The sequence below is a fragment of the Leclercia sp. EC_58 genome (assembly GCF_019584355.1).
Taxonomy (GTDB): domain Bacteria; phylum Pseudomonadota; class Gammaproteobacteria; order Enterobacterales; family Enterobacteriaceae; genus Enterobacter.
The window spans coordinates 1,281,340-1,301,436 of the sequence record NZ_VDAM01000001.1; the positions used below are offsets into that span (position 1 = coordinate 1,281,340).

The window sequence follows — 20,097 nt, forward strand, 5'->3', positions numbered from 1 at the left end:
AGTCACCGCAATGTATATCGGGATCGATCTTGGCACATCGGGTGTGAAAGCCATTCTGTTAAATGAACAGGGCGACGTGCTGGCAACGCAAACAGAAAAACTGCACGTTTCACGGCCACACCCGCTCTGGTCTGAACAGGATCCTGAAGCCTGGTGGCTGGCCACGGATCGCGCCCTGAAAGCGCTTGGCGAGCAACACTCTCTGCGCGAGGTAAAAGCGCTGGGCATTGCCGGACAGATGCATGGTGCCACGCTGCTGGATAAGGACAACCGCGTTCTGCGCCCGGCGATTTTATGGAACGATGGCCGCTGCGGTGAAGAGTGCGCCCTGCTGGAAGAGTGCGTCCCAACCTCGCGGGAGATCACCGGCAACCTGATGATGCCGGGCTTTACCGCGCCAAAACTGCTGTGGGTGCAGCGCCATGAACCCGAAATTTTTAGCCAGGTGGCGAAGGTACTGCTGCCGAAAGATTATCTGCGGTTGCGCATGACCGGAGAGTACGCCAGTGATATGTCCGATGCCGCTGGCACTATGTGGCTCGACGTCGCAAAGCGTGACTGGAGCGAGACGATGCTCGAGGCCTGCCATCTTACCCGCGACCATATGCCTGCGCTGTTTGAAGGCTGTGAGCAGACGGGCACGCTGCTGCCGTCGGTGGCGCAACAGTGGAATATGCCGGCTGTTCCGGTCGTGGCGGGGGGCGGGGATAACGCCGCCGGCGCGGTTGGCGTAGGCATGGCCGATGCCGGGCAGGCGATGCTGTCGCTGGGTACCTCCGGCGTTTACTTCGCCGTGAGCGACGGCTATCGCAGTAATCCTGACAGCGCAGTGCACAGTTTCTGCCATGCGCTGCCCGGAAAATGGCATCTGATGTCGGTGATGCTCAGTGCGGCGTCTTGCCTGGACTGGGCGGCGAAACTGACCGGATTAGAGAGCGTGCCGGCTCTGCTCGATGCCGCGCAGCAGGCGGATGAAAACGCCGATACCGTCTGGTTCCTGCCCTATCTTTCCGGCGAGCGCACGCCGCATAACAACCCCCAGGCGAAAGGGGTGTTCTTTGGCTTAACCCATCAACACGGCCCGGCTGAACTGGCGCGTGCGGTGCTGGAAGGGGTGGGCTATGCGCTGGCCGATGGGATGGATGTGGTGCATGAGTGCGGACTCAAACCGACCAGCATTACGCTGATTGGCGGGGGAGCACGTAGCCCTTACTGGCGCCAGATGCTGGCGGATATCAGCGGACAACAGCTCGATTACCGTACCGGTGGGGATGTCGGGCCTGCGCTGGGTGCGGCGCGGCTGGCGCAAATTGCAATGAATCCGGGCAAGCCGCTGGCGTCGCTGTTGCCGCAGCTGGCGCTGGAACAGCAGCACACCCCGGACCCCGATCGTCATGCCCGCTATGCAGGGCGTCGGGACGTGTTCCGCAAAATCTATCAGCAGCTTCTGCCACTGATGTCGTGATACAGCGCCGGGTGGCGGCTTCGCCTAACCCGGCCTACCCATCTCTATATTTTAAATGATTGATTCTAAATAATTATTGATTTGTATGGTTTTCTTCCGAATTCGGACTTCTCCGCGCCCTTCATTGCAGTGGATCGCAAGACTTCATCCATAATGCCTCGTTTAGTTCCCTGGTGAGGTTTATGTGAAAATGGAAAGAGACGTGACAAATAGCTCCCCTGCTTTTAATGCCGTATCCTGGCTTGCCCTTCTTGGTGGGATCATTAGCTATCTGGTTGGTTTATGGAATGCGGATATGCAGCTCAATGAGAAAGGGTATTACTTTGCGGTCATTATCCTTGGCTTGTTTTCTGCCGCCTCTTATCAGAAAACCGTTCGTGACAAATATGAAGGGATCCCGACGACGTCGCTCTACTATATGACGTGCCTGACGGCATTCATTATCGCCGTCGCGCTTTTAGTGGTGGGTTTGTGGAATGCCACTCTGTTGCTGAGCGAAAAGGGCTTTTATGGTCTTGCGTTCTTCTTAAGCTTGTTTGGTGCGGTGGCAGTGCAAAAAAACGTGCGGGACAGTGCGGCGCACACTTCGTCTGATACGATCGCAGAACAGAAAGAGATCGTCTGAAAAAGCGCCCGGTGGCGCTTCGTTTGCACAGCCTTGTAGGCCCGTGCAAGCGAAGCGCCGCCGGGCAAACAAGCCGCACACTCAGCTCACAAACCTGCGCGTATCAACGCGCTGTAACAGCATCGACAGTAGCAGGCTGACCGCCACCGTTATGGAGAAGATCCAGACGATATCCAGAAGCGGCCAGCTCTTTAACTCCACGCCACGGGTGCGCAGAGCGTGGATCACCAGCGCGTGAAAACCGTAGATCCCCAGCGAGTTCCGTGAAATTAACCCCAGCAGCGGCAGGGGGCGCGCATTGAGCGTGTTTTTCACCAGGGTAAATAACGAAACCGCGCAGATAAAGACCATCGGGCCACAGTAGAGATACCAGGTATCGGCGAAAGTGCCGCGCCACTGCAGCTCATGCAGCGTACCGCGAGAGATAATCGCCACCGCGGCAATAAACAGGGCGGCACACAGGGCATTCAGCCAGCGTTTGCGGGTATCCATCATTCCCAGGGCGCGGCCCAGCATGCCGTACAGCACGTAATAGAAGGTGTCGCCGTTGATATAGAGATTGATGGGCAGCCATTCAAACCCGCCCATTTTTTGCGAGACCGTATTGGGGTTCGCCACGATGCCAATCACGACCATCAGCGCCAGCAGCATTTTGCCGCTCGTGCTTTTCACCTGCACCAGCGGGGAGAGCAGATAAATCACGATAATGGCGAAGAAAAACCACAGGTGATAGAAGACCGGCTTTTGCAGCAGGTATTTCAGCGACAGCTCGCTGTTGATCGAGGTAAAGAGCACGATATAGAGGAATGCCACGGTGCTGTAAAACAGCAAACACAGACCGATGCGTAAAAAGTGGCGCGGTTGCGCGCTGCGTTCGCCAAAAAAGAGATAGCCGGAGATCATGAAAAAGAGCGGCACGCTCACCCGCGAGGCGGAGTTGAGCACGTTGGCGACATCCCAGTTTATAAGACTGACGGCGGGGGCGTTGGTGATATACCAGGTGGTGGTATGGATCATCACCACCATCAAACAGGCGATTCCCCGCAAATTATCAATCCAGTTAATTTTTTCCTGCATCCATCCCTCTGTTTACACATTAAAAAGAGTCTGACTGTGATATTGATTCAGACGCTCGTTGGAAAATTCTGAGTTTGCATCGTCCTGCTTGTGCCGGGGCGGTGAGATTCGCAGAATGCCGGACCATAATCTATAAAGTTTAGAGTTTAAAAATAACAGCCACAGCAGAGGGCGGTAATATAAATGATGATGCGTGCGATATGGCTTTTGCTACCCGCGCTACTGGCCAGCTGCGCGGCTCAGGAGACCTCCCCGGCGCAAAAAGCGCAAACCCAAAAAGTCAGCCCGGAGCGTTCCCTGGATATGGAACAGCTGTGTAAGGATCGGGCGGCCCAGCGCTACAATACCGGCGCGCAAAAAATCGACGTCACCGCCTTTGAGCAGTTTCAGGGTAGCTACGAGATGCAGGGCTTCACTGCCCGCAATGAGAGTTTCATCTGTTCTTTTGACGCAGATGGCCATTTTTTACACCTTTCGATGCGTTGAGATAGCCGCTTAATGCGGTGGCTGCGCCTGCAGGGTGCTGTCAGCTATGCTTATTTCCCAATTTTCCCTAAACAACCCCGTTTCGTACTGTATATCTTGCACTCAGCGGGTATACTGAACCCTTCCATTTAAAACCACACGTATCCAGCACGAAATACTATGCAAAAGTTTGATACTAAGACCTTCCAGGGCCTGATCCTGACCTTACAGGATTACTGGGCTCGCCAGGGCTGCACCATTGTTCAACCTTTGGACATGGAAGTGGGCGCCGGCACTTCACACCCGATGACCAGCCTGCGTGCACTGGGGCCAGAGCCGATGGCTACCGCCTATGTACAGCCATCCCGCCGCCCGACCGATGGTCGCTACGGTGAAAACCCGAACCGTTTACAGCATTACTATCAGTTCCAGGTGGTGATTAAGCCATCACCAGACAACATTCAGGAACTGTATCTCGGGTCGCTGAAAGAGCTGGGTATGGATCCGACCATTCATGACATTCGTTTCGTGGAAGATAACTGGGAAAACCCAACGCTGGGTGCCTGGGGTCTGGGTTGGGAAGTGTGGCTGAACGGAATGGAAGTGACGCAGTTCACCTACTTCCAGCAGGTTGGCGGTCTGGAATGTAAACCGATCACCGGTGAAATCACCTACGGTCTGGAACGTCTGGCCATGTATATTCAGGGCGTAGACAGCGTTTACGACCTGGTCTGGAGCGACGGCCCGCTGGGTAAAACCACCTACGGCGACGTGTTCCATCAGAACGAAGTGGAACAATCCACCTATAACTTTGAATACGCGGACGTGGACTTCCTGTTCACCTGCTTCGAGCAGTACGAGAAAGAAGCCCAGCAGCTGCTGGCGCTGGAGACTCCGCTGCCACTGCCTGCCTACGAGCGTATTCTGAAGGCCGCCCACAGCTTCAACCTGCTGGACGCCCGTAAAGCGATCTCCGTGACTGAACGTCAGCGCTACATTCTGCGTATTCGTACCCTGACCAAAGCCGTTGCAGAAGCTTACTATGCGTCCCGTGAAGCCCTTGGCTTCCCGATGTGCAACCGAAACAAATAAGAGGCGGCCATGTCTGAGAAAACTTTCCTGGTGGAAATTGGCACCGAAGAGCTGCCACCAAAAGCCCTGCGCAGCCTGGCGGAATCTTTCGCTGCGAACGTGACTGCTGAGCTGGATAACGCTGGTCTGGCGCACGGTAAAATTGAGTGGTTTGCTGCTCCGCGTCGTCTGGCGCTGAAAGTGGCTAACCTGGCGGCATCTCAGCCCGATCGCGAAGTTGAAAAACGCGGCCCGGCGATTGCCCAGGCGTTCGACGCCGAAGGCAAACCGAGCAAAGCGGCAGAAGGCTGGGCGCGTGGTTGCGGCATCACCGTTGACCAGGCCGAGCGTCTGACTACCGACAAAGGCGAATGGCTGCTCTATCGCGCCCACGTGAAAGGCGAAAGCGCAGAAGCGCTGCTGCCAAACATGATTGCCACCTCGCTGGCGAAGCTGCCAATTCCAAAACTGATGCGCTGGGGTGCAAGCGACGTGCACTTCGTGCGTCCGGTTCACACCGTGACCCTGCTGCTGGGCGATACCGTTATTCCTGCCACCATTCTGGGTGTTGCGTCCGATCGCGTGATCCGCGGCCACCGCTTCATGGGCGAGCCGGAGTTCACCATCGACAACGCCGATCAGTACCCTGAAATCCTGCTGGAACGCGGTAAAGTCATTGCTGACTACGAACAGCGTAAAGCCAAAATTAAAGCGGACGCGGAAGAAGCGGCCCGCCAGATTGGCGGTAAAGCCGATCTGAGCGACAGCCTGCTGGAAGAGGTGACCTCCCTGGTGGAATGGCCGGTTGTGCTGACCGCGAAGTTCGAAGAGAAGTTCCTCGCGGTTCCGGCGGAAGCGCTGGTTCACACCATGAAGGGCGACCAGAAGTACTTCCCGGTCTATGCCAACGATGGCAAGCTGCTGCCGAACTTCATCTTCGTGGCGAACATCGAATCGAAAGATCCGGTGCAGATCATCTCCGGTAACGAGAAAGTGGTTCGTCCACGTCTGGCGGATGCCGAGTTCTTCTTCAATACCGACCGTAAAAAACGTCTGGAAGATCACCTCCCGCGCCTGCAAACCGTGCTGTTCCAGCAGCAGCTGGGTACCCTGCGCGACAAGACCGACCGTATCGCAGAGCTGGCTGGCTGGATCGCCCGTGAAATCGGTGCCGACGTTAACCACGCTACCCGCGCAGGTCTGCTCTCCAAGTGCGACCTGATGACCAATATGGTGTTTGAATTTACCGACACCCAGGGCGTGATGGGCATGCACTACGCGCGTCACGATGGCGAAGCGGAAGATGTGGCCGTCGCCCTGAACGAGCAGTATCAGCCGCGCTTTGCCGGTGACGATCTGCCGTCCAACCCGGTAGCCTGTGCCGTGGCGATTGCCGACAAGATGGACACCCTGGCGGGTATTTTCGGTATCGGTCAGCATCCGAAAGGGGATAAAGACCCGTTCGCGCTGCGTCGTGCTGCGCTGGGCGTGCTGCGTATCATCGTTGAGAAGAACCTCAACCTCGATCTGCAAACCCTGACGGAAGAAGCGGTGCGTCTGTACGGCGACAAGCTGACCAACGCCAACGTAGTGGATGAGGTTATCGACTTTATGCTGGGCCGTTTCCGCGCCTGGTATCAGGACGAAGGCTACAGCGTTGACACCATTCAGGCGGTGCTGGCGCGTCGTCCAACCCGTCCGGCCGATTTCGATGCCCGTATGAAGGCGGTCTCCCACTTCCGTACCCTGGAAGCGGCATCGGCGCTGGCTGCGGCCAACAAGCGTGTCTCCAACATCCTGGCGAAATCCGATGAGACGCTGAACGAGCGCGTAAATGCCGCGACGCTGAAAGAGCCGGAAGAGATCGCCCTGGCGATGCAGGTTGTTGTGCTGCGCGACAAGCTGGAGCCGGCCTTCGCTGAAGGTCGCTACCAGGAAGCGCTGGTGGAACTGGCTGAACTGCGCGACGTTATCGACGCCTTCTTCGAGAAAGTGATGGTGAACGTAGAGGATAAGGATCTGCGTATTAACCGCCTGACCATGCTCGAAAAACTGCGCGAGCTGTTCCTGCGTGTGGCGGATATTTCTCTGCTGCAGTAAGGGACTTTTGCCCGGCGGCGCTACGCTTGCTAAAAAACCCGCTTCGGCGGGTTTTTTTATGGCGTGCCGTTGAAAATTTAACCTTGAAACCCTGAACAAAAACCGGCTATCCTTTCTTCGGTTACTTTTCGCCCTCTGGAGCGCCCCCCAAAAATGAACAAACACGACTGATGAATTTCGATCCTTGCTAAACGCCACCGCGTCGGCAGGGGATGTTTTGATTTCATTCAGGAGTGCTTATGGCTCATTTTGCGCAATCCCCTTCTTTTATTTTGCATCAGGTCACCTGTCAGTTTCCGACAGGCGATACCCTTTTTGGCCCGCTGAATCTCTCGCTGGAGCCCTCGCTGTGCGCACTGGTTGGCCGTAACGGCAGCGGCAAGACCCGTCTCCTGCGCCTGCTGGCCGGGCTGGACTTGCCTGCCAGCGGCCATATCGAGCGTTTCGGCACGCACTGCTATGTGGCGCAACAGCACGATATTTCTCCCCACACCACGCTGGCCCAGCTGCTTGGCTATGAAAACCTTTTCGCAGCCCGCGAGCGTATCGACAGTGGTGATTATCTGCCTGAGGATCTGGAGCGTCTCGACGGTTACTGGGATTTAACGGAACGACTGAGAGAGGCGTTTATCGGCGCCGGGCTTGCGCCGTTTGATCCCAACAGGCTGGCCGCTGAACTGAGCGGCGGCGAGCGGGTTCGCGCTCTGCTGTGCGGCGCGTTTACGGCGAATGCGGACTCTCTGCTACTGGACGAACCCACAAACCACCTCGACAGGCAGGGGCGGGCGTGGTTTTACGAGCAACTTGCCCGACATGCCGGTTGCGTGCTGGTCGCTTCACACGATCGTGAGCTGCTGGCACAGGTGCCGCGCATTCTGGAACTCAGCGCGTCGGGGTTACACAGCTACGGTGGCAATTACGCGGACTATCAGCGCCAGCGGAATGCGGAGCAGCAGGCCGCCCGCGCGGCACTGGAGCATGCAACCACCGAGCGCAAACGCACCCGTGCCCGTCTGCAAAAGGAGCATGACGACAGCCTGCGCCGGTCAGCGAAAACCCTGCGCACGGTGGATAGTCTTAATATCGCCTCGTTTGAGCGCGTTAAGTATAAAGGGGCAGCAAAGGAGCGTCCGGGCGCGTGGCGCAAACAGCATCATGAGCAACAGGATGCGATGAACGCGGCGGTCAATCAGGCGCGGGAGCGGGTGGAAGAGGAAAACCCGGTGATGTTTACCCTGCCAGGCAGCCAGATTGCGGAGGGGAAACAGGTGCTGGTGCTGGAGGATCTGGTGCTGCCGCACGTCACGATGGCGCCGCTTAACTGGCGCATGGATGGGCCGATGCGGGTGGCGTTGCGGGGGCCGAATGGCTGCGGGAAATCCACCTTGCTGAAAGCTATCCTCGGCCAGTGCCTGCCTGTTTCGGGACATTGCCGGACGTCGGTCACGGTGGCGTATCTCGATCAGCACTTATCGCAGCTGGATTTGTCGCAATCCGTTATCTCCCACCTCAATTTGCATAACACGCCGCTGGAGGAGGGGGTACTGCGCAGCCGTCTGGCCCAGCTGCAGCTGGGCGCCGATCGGGTGATGCTCCCGCTTTCAGCGCTCAGCGGCGGCGAACGCTTAAAAGCGGCGCTGGCTTGTGTGCTGTGGCGGGAAGAGGCGACGCAGCTCTTGCTGCTCGATGAACCGACTAACCATCTGGATCTGGCTTCGACACGTGCTATCGAGGCGGCGCTGGCTGGCTTTACAGGCGCACTGCTGGTGGTATCGCATGACGACGCTTTTCTGGATGGTCTGAAGCTGACCCATGAACTGGCATGGCTGGACGGGGAGTGGCGCGGTGAAAGGCGGTAATAAAAACACAAACCCCCGCAAATGCGGGGGCTAAACATTACTACTCAGTCAACTGCTTGCGGAGTGCTGGGTTAGCCTGAATCAGGCTCATCAGCTTCAGCTCGGTCATGGAGGGCTTCACTCTTTTTGATTCCCACTCCTGAACCATCGCTACGCTGACACCCATTGCTCGTGCGAAATCATCGGTTTTCATCCCTGTCCCTTTGCGTAAGCGCTCAAATTCCGTAAAGGGGTTAGACTTTTGCGAACGGGTCACCGTCTGCGGTGCATCCTTAAAAACAATCTGTTCCAGACTGCTTAGCAGATCAAACATAGGATCTTTTAATTCCATTGAGAACTCCTCATAAATCACACTGCGGGATCGTGAACATTAGAGAGCAATTTAAGAATAGTCGCTAAAACTGAGAACAGATCGTAACGTGCGTGATTAATTGTTAGAGATACGTTTCGCTGGCTCGCTTTTCAAACCGACTGAGTATGCTAATGACTTGATTATTCAGTAGCGCCATAGCACCAGGTATTTTTTTGTAAATAGTAAGAATTTATATGGCAATAATCGTTTTACATGAAAAGGGTATCTTGCGGGCCTGACCTGGACTATTCTGTCACCGTTGGGCACGCGTGTGCCGGTGTGCGCTTTTTTGGGTGAAAGGAGTAATAACAATGGCGACAGGAAAGCCCTGCTCTCGCTGGTTTGCGCCGCTTGCGGCGTTGTTAATGATAGTTAGCCTGAGTGGGTGTTTCGATAAGGAAGGGGATCAGCGCAAAGCGTTTATCGACTTCCTGCAAAATACTGCGATGCGTAGTGGCGAGCGTTTGCCAACGCTGACTGCGGATCAGAAAAAACAGTTTGGTCCCTTCGTTTCTGACTATGCCATTTTGTATGGTTATTCACAGCAGGTGAATCAGGCGATGGACGCCGGACTGCGTCCGGTGGTGGATAGCGTGAATGCGATTCGCGTACCGCAGGATTACGTGACCCAGCGTGAACCGCTGAGCCAGTCAAACGGTGCACTGGGTGTGCTGGGCCAGCAGCTGCAGAACGCCAAAATGCAGGCCGATGGCGCGCGCTCTGCGCTTAAGCAGGGCGAAGATCTGAAGCCTGTGTTCGACAAAGTGTATGAAAAAGTGGTGACCAAACCTGCCGAAGCTCTGCAGCCGCTTATTCCAGCAGCTCAGATCTTTACACAGCAGCTGGTGCAGGTAGCGGATTATATTTCCCAGCAGGGCACCCAGGTGAGCTTTGTCTCCAACGGTATTCAGTTCCCGACCTCGCAGCAGGCCAGCCAGTACAATGCGCTGATTGGGCCGCTGGCCGCGCAGCATCAGGCGTTCAGCCAGGCGTGGAGCGCGGCGATGGCCGCAACGGAATAACGTCTGAAAGCGTACTCGCATTTTGCCGGGCAATGCTGCGTAAACCTGTAGGCCCGCGCAAGCGAAACGCTGCCGGGCACATTCCAGAATAAAAAACCCCGCTGCAAAGCGGGGTTTTTTATCTTCTCAGAAAATAAAGCTTGTCTTTGATCCGCGAACTATGTCTTAATACACCTCGTCGGTTTGTTACACAGACCTAGAGCAGTTTAGTTAAGCAGTCCAGATGCGTTATCTTAGATACCCTTCGTAGTGACCCTTCCTTCATCGCTTAAAAATCTGTAACACATTCCATCATCGCGCCGGAAGGCAAAACAAATTTTTAAAAGGTAATATCTATGTCTGGTAAAATGACTGGTCTGGTAAAATGGTTCAACGCTGATAAAGGTTTCGGCTTCATCACTCCTGACGATGGCTCTAAAGACGTGTTCGTACACTTCTCTGCTATCCAGAACGATGGCTACAAATCTCTGGACGAAGGTCAGAAAGTTTCCTTCACCATCGAAAGCGGCGCTAAAGGCCCAGCAGCTGGTAACGTTGTAAGCCTGTAAGCTTCCAACTCAGCGAAAGAATTTAAAAACCCGCCTCTGGCGGGTTTTTTTCGTTTAAGGTTTAACTTGCGGATTGACGCAGTTTTTATCCACCTTGCCCTGCAGGGCGTCGATCAGGTTTTCCACCGCACAGGCCGCCATGTTATAGCGCGTTTCGTGGGTGGCGGAGCCAATATGCGGCAGCGCGACCACGTTTGGCATTTTCAGCAGTTCCGAGCTCACCGGTAGTGGCTCCTGCTCAAATACGTCCAGCCCCGCGGCGTGGATCTCACCGTTTTTCAACGCTGCAATCAGCGCCTGTTCATCCACCACCGGACCGCGTCCTGCATTAATAAAGATGGCGGATTTCTTCATCTTCTCAAACTGCGCTTTGCCGAACATATGGTGAGTTTCATCGGTCAGCGGCAGGATCAGGCAGACGAAATCCGCTTCCTGCAACAGGGTATCCAGGTCACAGGGACGGGCGTTAAAGCGTTCTTCAGCTTCTTTATGCTGGCGGCGCGCGTTATACAGAATCGGCATGTTGAAACCGAAGTGGGCGCGCTGGGCCAGCGCCATGCCGATGCGGCCCATCCCGACAATACCCAGCGTTTTGCCATGCACATCGACACCAAACCAGTCCGGGCCGATGCTTTTAGTCCACTCTCCAGCTTTAACGCGCTCGGCCACTTCCACCACGCGGCGCGCGCTGCTGAGCACCAGCGCCATCAGCGTATCCGCCACGGTTTCGGTGAGCACGGTTGGCGTGTGCATCAGCAGGATGTTGCGGGCATTCAGCGCATCGACGTCAAAGTTGTCATAGCCTACCGAGATGGTCGAGGTTGCACGCAGCGCAGGCATTTTTTCCAGCAGTGCGGCATCCACCTTTTCGCTGGAGCCCAGCAGCCCGACGGCACCGGCGAACGCCTCAGCATGCTGCTCCACCGTCTCCGGGCTCAGGTTGTTAACCCGGGTAACGGTGAAATGATCTTCAAGGCGCTGCTGCAGGGCATCAGGCAGGGCTTTATACAAAATGACGGACGGCTTCATGCTAATCTCCGTTGATTTTAAAAGGGTTCAGGCGTGGCGTGCGCCGACGGGAAGGTTCTGATTATTAGCAGGCTTAACAATTAAAGTAAGCCACACCGAGGCAAAAAGCGCCACCCCCATAAAGATGTACGAGGCTGACGGGCCGCCGGTCACACCGTTCAGATAGCCCACGAACCATGAACCAAAGAATGAGCCCAGCGCACCCATGCTGTTGATGAGCGCCATCGCACCGCCCGCCACGTTACGCGGCAGCATTTCCGGGATGATGGCAAAGAACGGACCATACGGGGCATACATCGCGGCACCGGCAATCACCAGCAGCGTATAGGAAACCCAGAAGTGGTTCGCGCCCACCGCCCACGAGCCGATAAAGGCACAGGCGGCAATCAACAGCAGCGGCCAGACGAACAGCTTACGGTTTTGCAGTTTGTCCGACGCCCAGGAGACCACAATCATGGCGATGGTTGCTGCCAGATAAGGCACGGAGGAGAGCCAGCCCACTTCAACCATGCCGAGGTTATCGCCCGCGCTGCGGATGATAGACGGCAGCCACAGAACGAAACCGTAAACACCGATACTCCAGGTGAAATATTGCATGCACAGCAGTACCACGTTGCGGGAGCGGAAGGCTTCGCCGTAGTTACGCACCGCTTTCAGTCCCTGCTGCTCTTTATCCAGCTGCGCCTGCAGGGCCGCTTTTTCATCTTCAGAGAGCCATTTGGCCTGGGCCGGTTTGTCTTTCACCAGCACCCACCAGCAGAAGGCCCAGATAATGGCCGGCACACCTTCAATAATGAACATCTCACGCCAGCCGAAGGACTGGATCAGATACCCGGAGACCACCGACATCCACAGTACCGTGACCGGGTTGCCGAGAATAAGGAAGGTATTGGCGCGCGAGCGTTCGGATTTGGTAAACCAGTTGCTGATGTAGATCAGCATCGCGGGCATGACCGCCGCTTCCACTACGCCGAGAATAAAACGAATGGCCGCCAGCGCCGGGATGTTATTCACCACCCCAGTGAGGGAGGCGCAGGCACCCCAGAGGATCAGGCAGATGAAGATCAGTTTGCGGACGCTGCGGCGTTCGGCATAGATGGCGCCAGGGATCTGGAAAAAGAAGTAACCGAGGAAGAAGAGGGCGCCCAGCAGCGAGGAGACGCCTTTGGTGATCCCCAGGTCTTCCGTAATGCCTGCGGCAGACGCGAAGCTAAAGTTCGCACGATCAAGGTACGCCAGGCTGTACGTGATAAACACGACAGGCATGATGTACCACCAGCGTTTTACTGCGTTTGTTGCATTGTTCATAGGCTTGCCTCTGTCGTTGAGGGGGTTACCGCCGTTGTCTGTAGGGTACACGGTGGTTTAATCGTTAGCCCACTCTCCCCTGTAGGGAGAGGGAATTTATGCGTCCAGTTGCGCCCGGGTGGGTAATCCTTCGCTGTCGCCCTGAACCTGGATCGCCAGCGAGCCGATAACATTGCCGCGCGTGACGGCCTGATGCAGCGTTTTGCCTTCCAGCAGGGCGCTGACCACGCCCACGGCAAAGCCGTCTCCCGCGCCGACGGTATCGACGACGTTCTCGACCTTCACTGCCGCCACGGCACCTTGCTCGCCATCGGCGGTTTTATACCAGGCGCCGTCGGCACCGGTTTTCAGGATCACGGCCTTCACGCCCCGGTTCAGATAAAAATCGGCGATCCCTTCCGGGGTGTTTTCCCCGGTCAGGATGAGGCCCTCTTTCAGGCCGGGTAATACCCAGTCGGCCTGGAAGGCGAGGTGGTTCAGCTTCTCCACCATCTCCGCTTCGCTTTTCCACAGCACCGGGCGCAGATTGGGATCGAACGAAATGGTTTTCCCCGCGGCTTTCATGGCACCCGCCGCGTGATCGAGCAGGGCGTAAGAGCTGGCGGACAGCGCTGCTGCCACGCCGCTCAGGTGCAGATGCCTTGCTGCGGTAAACCCGATCGGATTGAAATCTTCAACGGAGAGGTGGCTGGCCGCCGAGCCTTTGCGGAAATACTCCACAATGGGATCGGTTCCATCGGTGACTTTTGATTTAAGCTGGAAGCCCGTCGGATAACGGTCGTCTATGGTCACGCCTGCGGTCTCGATCCCCTCTTTTTTCAGGGTGTCGAGCACAAACTGGCCGAAGCTGTCATTGCCGACGCGGCTCACCCAGCCCACCTTCAGGCCAAGGCGTGCCAGCCCGGTGGCAACGTTCAGCTCGGCACCCGCGACGCGCTTCATAAAGTGATCGACTTCGCTTAAGTCACCGGTGTGGGTAGCCACAAACATAGCCATCGCTTCACCAATGGTGATGACATCCAGAGTATTCGGCATCGCTTACGCCTCCCGCAGTAAATTGACGTAATGACGGGTGACCGCCGTCAGATCGGGCCCTTCAAGCGGAAACTCGATCCCGCGTGGGACATCGCCGGGCAGTTGCTCCAGCAGGGCCTGCCAGCGGGTGCTGTCCTGGTCCGGCGGCACGGCGCGATACTGCTGCTGATGAGGAACGGCGGCCTTAACGTGGATATAGCTCACCGCGGGCGCCAGATGCTTCGCGGCTTCTTCCGGTGATTCACCCACCCACAGCCAGTTGCCCATATCAAATGTCAGCGTGACCGGCAGGCTCATTACCCGGCAGGCCGCCTTGAAACGCTGCATCGGCGCCAGCTGGCCGCAACGCGTCTGGTCGTTTTCCACCACCAGCGTCATGCCGGTTTCATCGAGCAGGGCGCGCAGCGCATCGAGCTGCTGCTTATCGCTGAAGTTGCCGAGGGAGACCTTCAGCCACAGGGCGTTGAGCGTCGCGGCCTCGGCAAGGTAGCGGGGCAGCAGTGGGTTGAGGGTGCCATCCGCGCTAAACAGCGCATCGGGAGCGGAGTAGCAGGCCAGCAGGCCGAGCAGTTCAATGGACTCGGCCAGGGTGGGTAAGGTTGCCAGTTCGGCATCGCTGAATAACTCCCGGCGGATCTCGACGCCATCGGCGCCTGCCCCGGCGATAACCGGCAGCATGGCGCGCTGCCCACCCGCTTGCCGTACCTGGTCAGCGCCATACGCGGCGGTGACAACAATAATTTTTCTGCCCATCGGCGGACTCCATCACGTAGCTGATACTCTTTACGCTAGATGGAACCGGTTCCAAAGAAAAGTTCAGGATGCCGGATTTATGATCGCCATCACGAAGGGGGATTAACGCGCCGTGGAACCGCGCACGATCAGCTCGCCGGAGAAGACCTGCTCCCGGACCGCTTCATCGGTGCCGTTGATCCGGCGAACCACCTGCTCGACGGCGGCGAAGCCAATCTGCCAGGTGGGCTGTTTGAGGGTGGTGATGCCGACACCGGCCAGCTCGGCCCACTCCAGCTCGTCAAAGCCCAGCAGACCGATATCGCTGCCCCAGTGCAGGCCGATGCGCTTAAGCGATCGGGCGACCTGTAGCGTTAAGGCGCCGTTAGCGGAGATGACCGCCTTGCGCATGCCGCGATGACGGGTATGGAACTGGCGCAGGGCATTATCCATCTGCCCGGCTTCATGGAGGGGGATTTCGACGTTCTCGGCGATCACGCCAGTATAACGGGCGAGGGTCGCGCGAAACGCGCTGAGGCGCTCGCGACGGGTGTTGACCATCCCCAGCGGTTCGCTCAGGAACAGAATCGCTTCAAACCCTTGTTCTATCAGGTGTTCCGTGGCGGTGGTGGCGGCCTGGGTGTTGTCCAGCCCTACCACATCACAGGCGAAATCCGGGATTTTGCGGTCAATCAGCACCATCGGCAGGGCGGACTGTTGCAGGCGGTTCAGCCCCTCTTCACGCATTCCCACGGCGTTAACCACAATGCCCTCTACCTGATAGCTGCGCAGCAGATCGAGGTAGTGCAGCTCCTGGTCAAGTTCGTTGTTGGTGTTACACACCAGCGGGGTAAAGCCTTTTTCCCGGCAGGCGGCTTCGATGCCGCTAAGGACGTTAACAGAGTAGGGGTTGGTGATATCGGCGAGGATAAGCCCGATCAGGCGGGTTCGCCCGCGCTTCAGTCCCCTGGCCATCAGGCTGGGACGATAGTCGAGTTCGGCGATGGCCTGTTCAATGCGGGCTAACAGCGCGTCGGACAGCAGGTGTTTTTCGCCGTTGAGGTAACGGGAGATGCTGGTCTTACCGGTTTTTGCGGCTTTCGCCACATCGCTGATGGTGGGCCGTGTTGATTTGCTCATCGCTGGTTTCCTTGCCTTGGGTGAGCATACCTTAGCGCGAAAATGCCCGGTGGCGCTACGCTTACCGGGACGACTGGCCGGGCAGGGCGATGCCGCCACCCGGCACACCCCTTACTGAATCGGGCTTAAGGTGATCTCAACGCGACGGTTCTGGGCTTTGCCTTCCGCCGTGCTGTTGCTGGCGATCGGATTCGCCGGGCCCATACCGCTGGTGCGAATACGGGTCGCCGCTACGCCCTGGGTGATCAGCGAGCTGGCCACCGCGTCAGCACGTTGCTGGGAGAGACGCATATTCAGATCCTGGCTGCCGGTGCTGTCGGTATAGCCCAGCACGTTTACCGCGGTTTTTTCGTACTCCTTGAGCACCATCGCCACGCCGGTCAGGGTATTGGCACCCGCTGGTTTCAGCGTTGCGCTGTTACTGTCGAAGGTGACGTTGTTTGGCATGTTCAGAATGATGTTATCGCCGCTGCGGGTTACGCTCACGCCGGTGCCCTGCATTTTGTCGCGCAGCTTCGCTTCCTGCACGTCCATGTAATAACCGACACCGCCGCCCAGGGCTGCGCCTGCTGCGGCGCCAATCAGCGCGCCTTTGCCGCGATCTTTCTTCGAGGAGGAGAGTGCGCCAACACCTGCGCCTACCAGGGAGCCGAGGCCTGCGCCAATGCCTGATTTACCCGCTTCGCGTTCGCCGGTGTAAGGGTTGGTGGTGCAGCCTGAAACAACCAGTGCGCCGCTCACCACGGCGGCAATCATAAGTGCGCTTTTTTTCATCTTCTTTCCTTAAGCTTTTTTATTCTTTGCCACGACGGGCGTGGCGGTTGATTATGACGTGCAGTTACGGAGAAAATTCCGGGGATAACTCTTAAATTTGTGTCTAATCATAAACAGCCTCAATGAAGGCTGAGAAAACCTGCAACAGGCAATCCAGGAGCACACGCTGTGACCACTTCAACGAAAACCATTCTGACTGCAGCCCACTGGGGGCCGATGCTGGTCGAGACCGACGGCGAGACGGTACTGTCATCCCGCGGCGCGTTGCCGACAACGTATCCCAACTCCTTGCAGACCGCGGTGCGCGACCAGGTGCACAGCAAAACGCGTGTGCGCTGGCCAATGGTGCGTAAGGGCTTTCTCGCCTCGCCGGATAATCCGCAGGGGGTGCGCGGGCAGGATGAGTTTGTGCGCGTAAGCTGGGATGAGGCGTTGACGCTTATCGATGCGCAGCATAAACGTATTCGCCAGAGTTATGGCCCATCATCCATTTTCGCCGGTTCGTACGGCTGGCGTTCCAATGGCGTGCTGCACAAAGCCGCAACCCTGCTTCAGCGCTATATGAGCCTGGCGGGTGGCTATACCGGCCATCTGGGGGACTATTCCACCGGTGCGGCGCAGGCCATCATGCCGTATGTGGTGGGCGGTAACGAAGTGTATCAGCAGCAGACCAGTTGGCCGCTGGTGCTGGAGCACAGCGAGGTGGTGGTGCTCTGGAGCGCCAACCCGCTCAACACCCTTAAGATCGCCTGGAACGCCAGCGACGAGCAGGGCATCTCCTATTTCGACGCGCTGCGTAAAAGCGGCAAGCGCCTGATCTGCATCGATCCGATGCGCTCCGAAACCATGGATTTCTTTGGCGAGCGCGCCGAGTGGATCGCCCCGCATATGGGCACCGATGTGGCGATGATGCTCGGCATCGCCCATACGCTGGTTGAGAACGGCTGGCAGGATGAAGCGTTTCTTGCGCGCTGTACCTCCGGGTATGAAAAGTTTGCCGACTACCTGCTCGGAACGACGGACGGTATCGCCAAAACTGCCGAGTGGGCCGCCAACATTTGCGGGGTTCCGGCAGATAAAATTCGTGAACTGGCGGCGTTGTTCCACAATAACACCACCATGTTGATGGCGGGGTGGGGGATGCAGCGCCAGCAGTTTGGTGAGCAAAAACACTGGATGCTGGTCACCCTCGCGGCGATGCTCGGCCAGATTGGTACGCCGGGTGGCGGCTTTGGCCTGTCGTATCACTTTGCCAATGGCGGTAACCCGACCCGTCGTGCGGCGGTGCTGGCCTCAATGCAGGGCTCGGTCAAGGGCGGTACCGACGCGGTGGATAAGATCCCGGTAGCCCGCATTGTGGAAGCCCTGGAAAACCCCGGCGGTTTTTATCAGCACAACGGCCTGGATCGCCACTTCCCGGATATTCGCTTTGTCTGGTGGGCAGGCGGGGCCAACTTTACCCATCATCAGGACACCAACCGCCTGATCCGCGCCTGGCAAAAACCGGAGCTGGTGGTGATCTCCGAGTGCTTCTGGACCGCGGCGGCGAAGCATGCCGATATCGTGCTGCCGGCGACCACCTCGTTTGAACGTAACGACATGACCATGACCGGCGACTACAGCAACCAGCATATGGTGCCGATGAAGCGGGTCGTACCGCCGCGCGATGAAGCGCGTGACGATCTTGATGTGTTTGCCGAGCTGAGCGAGCGCTGGGAGCAGGGCGGCGGCGAGCGTTTCACCGAAGGTAAAACCGATCTGGAGTGGCTGGAGACGTTTTATGAGATTGCCGGGCAGCGCGGCGCGGCACAGGGAGTGACCCTGGCACCCTTTGCCGAGTTCTGGGAAGCCAATGCTATCGTTGAAATGCCGGAATCTGAGGAGAACGCCAGGTTCGTGCGCTTCGCGGATTTCCGTCGCGATCCCGAGGGCCATCCGCTTAAAACCGAGAGCGGCAAAATCGTGATTTACTCAGAGCGCATCGCCAGCTTTGGCTATGCCGACTGTCCACCTCACCCGATGTGGCTGGCGCCGGACGAGTGGCATGGCAATGCTGAGCCGGGGCAGTTACAAATTCTCTCTGCCCATCCGGCGCATCGTCTGCACAGCCAGTTGAACTACTCTGCCCTGCGCGAGCAGTATGCGGTGGCCGGACGCGAGCCGGTGACGCTCCATCCGGATGATGCGAAAGCGCGCGGCATTGCCGATGGCGACGTGGTCCGCGTCTGGAACCATCGCGGCCAGGTACTGGCAGGCGCGGTGGTCAGCGAGGGCATTAAGCCGGGGGTGATCTGCATTCATCAGGGGGCATGGCCGGATCTGGATCCTGATAACGACGGGATTTGTAAGAACGGGGCGGTCAACGTGCTGACCAAAGATCTCCCCAGCTCGAAGCTGGGGAATGGCTGCGCGGGAAATACCGCGCTGGCGTGGCTGGAAAAATATCAGGGGCCAGCGCTTACGCTGACGGCGTTTGATCCGCCTGCCAGCTCATAAGCCAGGTCGGGTGTTGGGTATCTTCCTGCCAGGCGCTGTCTTCAATGCGAAAGCCCTGAGCGTGATAGAAATTCACCGCCCGATTGTTCTTCTGGTAGACCTCGAGACTTAAAGAGGGGTAGCGCTGCTGAACATGTTTTATCAGCGCATGCCCGATCCCTTTGCCCGCAAAGGCCGGATCGACAAACAGCGCGCCGATAAACCGGGATTCCATCACGCTGATAAACCCGCGAAGCTGGCCTCTCTCTTCCCATACCCATGTCTCGGCCGACGGCAGGTAAACCTCTCGCACCACCGCTTTGCTCTCCAGCCAGTATTGCGCATCGATAAAGGGATGGGCGACGGTGGTGCTCTCCAGCCAGAGTGCCAGCAGGGGCTCGACATCGTCATTGAGCCATTTGCGGATCATGTTGACCTCCGGGGTGACAGTGGCAGGCGGTGACGTGATCGTTGACCAGCCCGCAGGCCTGCATAAAGGAGTAACAGATGGTGGTGCCCACGAATTTAAAGCCGCGCTTTTTCAGCGCCTTCGACAGGGCATCTGAGGCTGGCGTAGAGGTGGGGATCTCTGCAAGCGTCGCCGCCTGGGTCACCTGCGGGGTGTTATCGACAAAAGACCAGACGAAATCGGAAAAGCGCTCGCCGTTCTCTTCCATCGCCAGATAGGCCCGGGCGTTGCCGATAATGGCTTCGATTTTGCCGCGATGGCGAATAATCCCCGCGTCCAGCACTAACCTGTCGACATCGGCAGAGGTCATCCCGGCGACAAGGACCGGATCAAACTGATGAAAGGCCTGACGATAGTTTTCCCGTTTTTTAAGCACGGTGATCCAGGATAAACCGGCCTGCTGACCTTCGAGACAGATCATCTCGAATAAATGCTTTCCGTCAGTTTCCGGTACACCCCACTCTTGATCGTGATAGGCGATATAAAGCGGATCCTGGCTAACCCAGCCACAACGTTGCATCGTTTCTCTCCCTATTTGCTCCTGAAATTAC

General features: G+C 57.4%; 19 protein-coding genes. 9 read left to right on the plus strand and 10 right to left on the minus strand.

The genetic code is table 11. The features are described from left to right. The first annotated feature begins 10 nt into the window (after positions 1-10). Together xylB and yiaA are read left to right on the plus strand one after the other, a co-directional pair. Positions 11-1,465, plus strand: a complete 1,455-nt coding sequence (xylB, locus tag FHC51_RS06335; protein WP_220435133.1) for a xylulokinase — start codon at positions 11-13, stop codon at positions 1,463-1,465. A gap of 202 nt (positions 1,466-1,667) precedes the next feature. Then, positions 1,668-2,090 (plus strand): inner membrane protein YiaA, encoded by a 423-nt coding sequence (gene yiaA, locus FHC51_RS06340; protein WP_375373805.1) that lies wholly within the window; start codon positions 1,668-1,670, stop codon positions 2,088-2,090. Positions 2,091-2,171: 81 nt separating this feature from the next. Here yiaA and FHC51_RS06345 read toward each other — a convergent pair whose 3' ends face one another. Continuing rightward, positions 2,172-3,167 (minus strand): acyltransferase, encoded by a 996-nt coding sequence (locus FHC51_RS06345; protein WP_103824354.1) that lies wholly within the window; start codon positions 3,165-3,167, stop codon positions 2,172-2,174. A 189-nt stretch (positions 3,168-3,356) separates the two neighbouring features. Here FHC51_RS06345 and FHC51_RS06350 point away from each other — a divergent pair, with 189 nt between their 5' ends. From FHC51_RS06350 to FHC51_RS06365, 4 genes are all read left to right on the plus strand, one after another. Next, on the plus strand, positions 3,357-3,653 hold the full coding sequence (locus FHC51_RS06350; protein ID WP_370463904.1) for a YsaB family lipoprotein: 297 nt from the start codon (positions 3,357-3,359) through the stop codon (positions 3,651-3,653). A gap of 159 nt (positions 3,654-3,812) precedes the next feature. Further along, positions 3,813-4,724 (plus strand): glycine--tRNA ligase subunit alpha, encoded by a 912-nt coding sequence (glyQ, locus tag FHC51_RS06355; protein ID WP_003860141.1) that lies wholly within the window; start codon positions 3,813-3,815, stop codon positions 4,722-4,724. Positions 4,725-4,733: 9 nt separating this feature from the next. Beyond that, positions 4,734-6,803, plus strand: coding sequence for a glycine--tRNA ligase subunit beta (gene glyS / locus FHC51_RS06360; RefSeq protein ID WP_103824356.1), 2,070 nt, complete (start codon positions 4,734-4,736; stop codon positions 6,801-6,803). A 239-nt stretch (positions 6,804-7,042) separates the two neighbouring features. Then, on the plus strand, positions 7,043-8,662 hold the full coding sequence (locus FHC51_RS06365; protein WP_220435134.1) for an ABC-F family ATP-binding cassette domain-containing protein: 1,620 nt from the start codon (positions 7,043-7,045) through the stop codon (positions 8,660-8,662). 40 nt (positions 8,663-8,702) lie between these two features. On the opposite strand, the gene FHC51_RS06370 is transcribed toward FHC51_RS06365, so the two are convergent. Further along, entirely contained in the window at positions 8,703-8,993 is a 291-nt protein-coding gene (locus FHC51_RS06370; protein WP_103177777.1) for an HTH-type transcriptional regulator, read from the minus strand. A gap of 332 nt (positions 8,994-9,325) precedes the next feature. Between FHC51_RS06370 and FHC51_RS06375 the strand changes: the two genes are divergently transcribed. Continuing rightward, positions 9,326-10,036 (plus strand): DUF3053 domain-containing protein, encoded by a 711-nt coding sequence (locus tag FHC51_RS06375; protein ID WP_103177778.1) that lies wholly within the window; start codon positions 9,326-9,328, stop codon positions 10,034-10,036. A gap of 335 nt (positions 10,037-10,371) precedes the next feature. Further along, entirely contained in the window at positions 10,372-10,584 is a 213-nt protein-coding gene (gene cspA, locus FHC51_RS06380; RefSeq protein WP_032615822.1) for an RNA chaperone/antiterminator CspA, read from the plus strand. Positions 10,585-10,638: 54 nt separating this feature from the next. On the opposite strand, the gene ghrB is transcribed toward cspA, so the two are convergent. The 6 genes from ghrB to FHC51_RS06410 form a co-directional block, all read right to left on the minus strand. Continuing rightward, positions 10,639-11,613, minus strand: a complete 975-nt coding sequence (ghrB, locus tag FHC51_RS06385) for a glyoxylate/hydroxypyruvate reductase GhrB (RefSeq protein WP_103824358.1) — start codon at positions 11,611-11,613, stop codon at positions 10,639-10,641. A 27-nt stretch (positions 11,614-11,640) separates the two neighbouring features. After that, the gene (locus FHC51_RS06390; RefSeq protein WP_103824359.1) at positions 11,641-12,921 is read right to left on the minus strand and encodes an MFS transporter; all 1,281 of its coding nucleotides are present in this window, start codon (positions 12,919-12,921) and stop codon (positions 11,641-11,643) included. Positions 12,922-13,017: 96 nt separating this feature from the next. After that, complete coding sequence (locus FHC51_RS06395; protein ID WP_103824360.1) at positions 13,018-13,956, minus strand: sugar kinase; 939 nt, start codon at positions 13,954-13,956, stop codon at positions 13,018-13,020. A 3-nt stretch (positions 13,957-13,959) separates the two neighbouring features. Next, complete coding sequence (locus FHC51_RS06400) at positions 13,960-14,709, minus strand: sugar phosphate isomerase/epimerase (RefSeq protein ID WP_156237487.1); 750 nt, start codon at positions 14,707-14,709, stop codon at positions 13,960-13,962. 102 nt (positions 14,710-14,811) lie between these two features. After that, complete coding sequence (locus FHC51_RS06405) at positions 14,812-15,828, minus strand: LacI family DNA-binding transcriptional regulator (protein WP_220435135.1); 1,017 nt, start codon at positions 15,826-15,828, stop codon at positions 14,812-14,814. 111 nt (positions 15,829-15,939) lie between these two features. Next, positions 15,940-16,602: an OmpA family lipoprotein gene (locus FHC51_RS06410; protein WP_103824363.1), complete on the minus strand. Its 663-nt coding sequence runs from the start codon at positions 16,600-16,602 to the stop codon at positions 15,940-15,942. A gap of 168 nt (positions 16,603-16,770) precedes the next feature. Between FHC51_RS06410 and FHC51_RS06415 the strand changes: the two genes are divergently transcribed. Then, positions 16,771-19,098, plus strand: coding sequence for a molybdopterin guanine dinucleotide-containing S/N-oxide reductase (locus tag FHC51_RS06415; protein WP_220435136.1), 2,328 nt, complete (start codon positions 16,771-16,773; stop codon positions 19,096-19,098). Here FHC51_RS06415 and FHC51_RS06420 read toward each other — a convergent pair. Together FHC51_RS06420 and tag are read right to left on the minus strand one after the other, a co-directional pair. Further along, positions 19,061-19,507 (minus strand): N-acetyltransferase, encoded by a 447-nt coding sequence (locus tag FHC51_RS06420; RefSeq protein WP_220435137.1) that lies wholly within the window; start codon positions 19,505-19,507, stop codon positions 19,061-19,063. The two genes, FHC51_RS06415 and FHC51_RS06420, sit on opposite strands and share 38 nt — an antisense overlap. Continuing rightward, complete coding sequence (tag, locus tag FHC51_RS06425; protein ID WP_114385546.1) at positions 19,485-20,066, minus strand: DNA-3-methyladenine glycosylase I; 582 nt, start codon at positions 20,064-20,066, stop codon at positions 19,485-19,487. The genes FHC51_RS06420 and tag overlap by 23 nt, the downstream gene beginning before the upstream one ends. Positions 20,067-20,097: the final 31 nt, after the last annotated feature.

Bases quoted from the DNA above. Each gene is read 5' to 3' on its own strand.
- FHC51_RS06400 (WP_156237487.1), bottom strand. From the start codon at position 14,709: ATGGGCAGAAAAATTATTGTTGTCACCGCCGCGTATGGCGCTGACCAG.
- FHC51_RS06420 (WP_220435137.1), bottom strand. From the start codon at position 19,507: ATGATCCGCAAATGGCTCAATGACGATGTCGAGCCCCTGCTGGCACTC.
- FHC51_RS06350 (WP_370463904.1), top strand. From the start codon at position 3,357: ATGCGTGCGATATGGCTTTTGCTACCCGCGCTACTGGCCAGCTGCGCG.
- FHC51_RS06405 (WP_220435135.1), bottom strand. From the start codon at position 15,828: ATGAGCAAATCAACACGGCCCACCATCAGCGATGTGGCGAAAGCCGCA.
- FHC51_RS06410 (WP_103824363.1), bottom strand. From the start codon at position 16,602: ATGAAAAAAAGCGCACTTATGATTGCCGCCGTGGTGAGCGGCGCACTG.
- cspA (WP_032615822.1), top strand. From the start codon at position 10,372: ATGTCTGGTAAAATGACTGGTCTGGTAAAATGGTTCAACGCTGATAAA.
- ghrB (WP_103824358.1), bottom strand. From the start codon at position 11,613: ATGAAGCCGTCCGTCATTTTGTATAAAGCCCTGCCTGATGCCCTGCAG.
- xylB (WP_220435133.1), top strand. From the start codon at position 11: ATGTATATCGGGATCGATCTTGGCACATCGGGTGTGAAAGCCATTCTG.
- tag (WP_114385546.1), bottom strand. From the start codon at position 20,066: ATGCAACGTTGTGGCTGGGTTAGCCAGGATCCGCTTTATATCGCCTAT.
- FHC51_RS06375 (WP_103177778.1), top strand. From the start codon at position 9,326: ATGGCGACAGGAAAGCCCTGCTCTCGCTGGTTTGCGCCGCTTGCGGCG.
- FHC51_RS06345 (WP_103824354.1), bottom strand. From the start codon at position 3,167: ATGCAGGAAAAAATTAACTGGATTGATAATTTGCGGGGAATCGCCTGT.
- FHC51_RS06365 (WP_220435134.1), top strand. From the start codon at position 7,043: ATGGCTCATTTTGCGCAATCCCCTTCTTTTATTTTGCATCAGGTCACC.
- glyS (WP_103824356.1), top strand. From the start codon at position 4,734: ATGTCTGAGAAAACTTTCCTGGTGGAAATTGGCACCGAAGAGCTGCCA.
- FHC51_RS06390 (WP_103824359.1), bottom strand. From the start codon at position 12,921: ATGAACAATGCAACAAACGCAGTAAAACGCTGGTGGTACATCATGCCT.
- FHC51_RS06395 (WP_103824360.1), bottom strand. From the start codon at position 13,956: ATGCCGAATACTCTGGATGTCATCACCATTGGTGAAGCGATGGCTATG.
- glyQ (WP_003860141.1), top strand. From the start codon at position 3,813: ATGCAAAAGTTTGATACTAAGACCTTCCAGGGCCTGATCCTGACCTTA.
- FHC51_RS06370 (WP_103177777.1), bottom strand. From the start codon at position 8,993: ATGGAATTAAAAGATCCTATGTTTGATCTGCTAAGCAGTCTGGAACAG.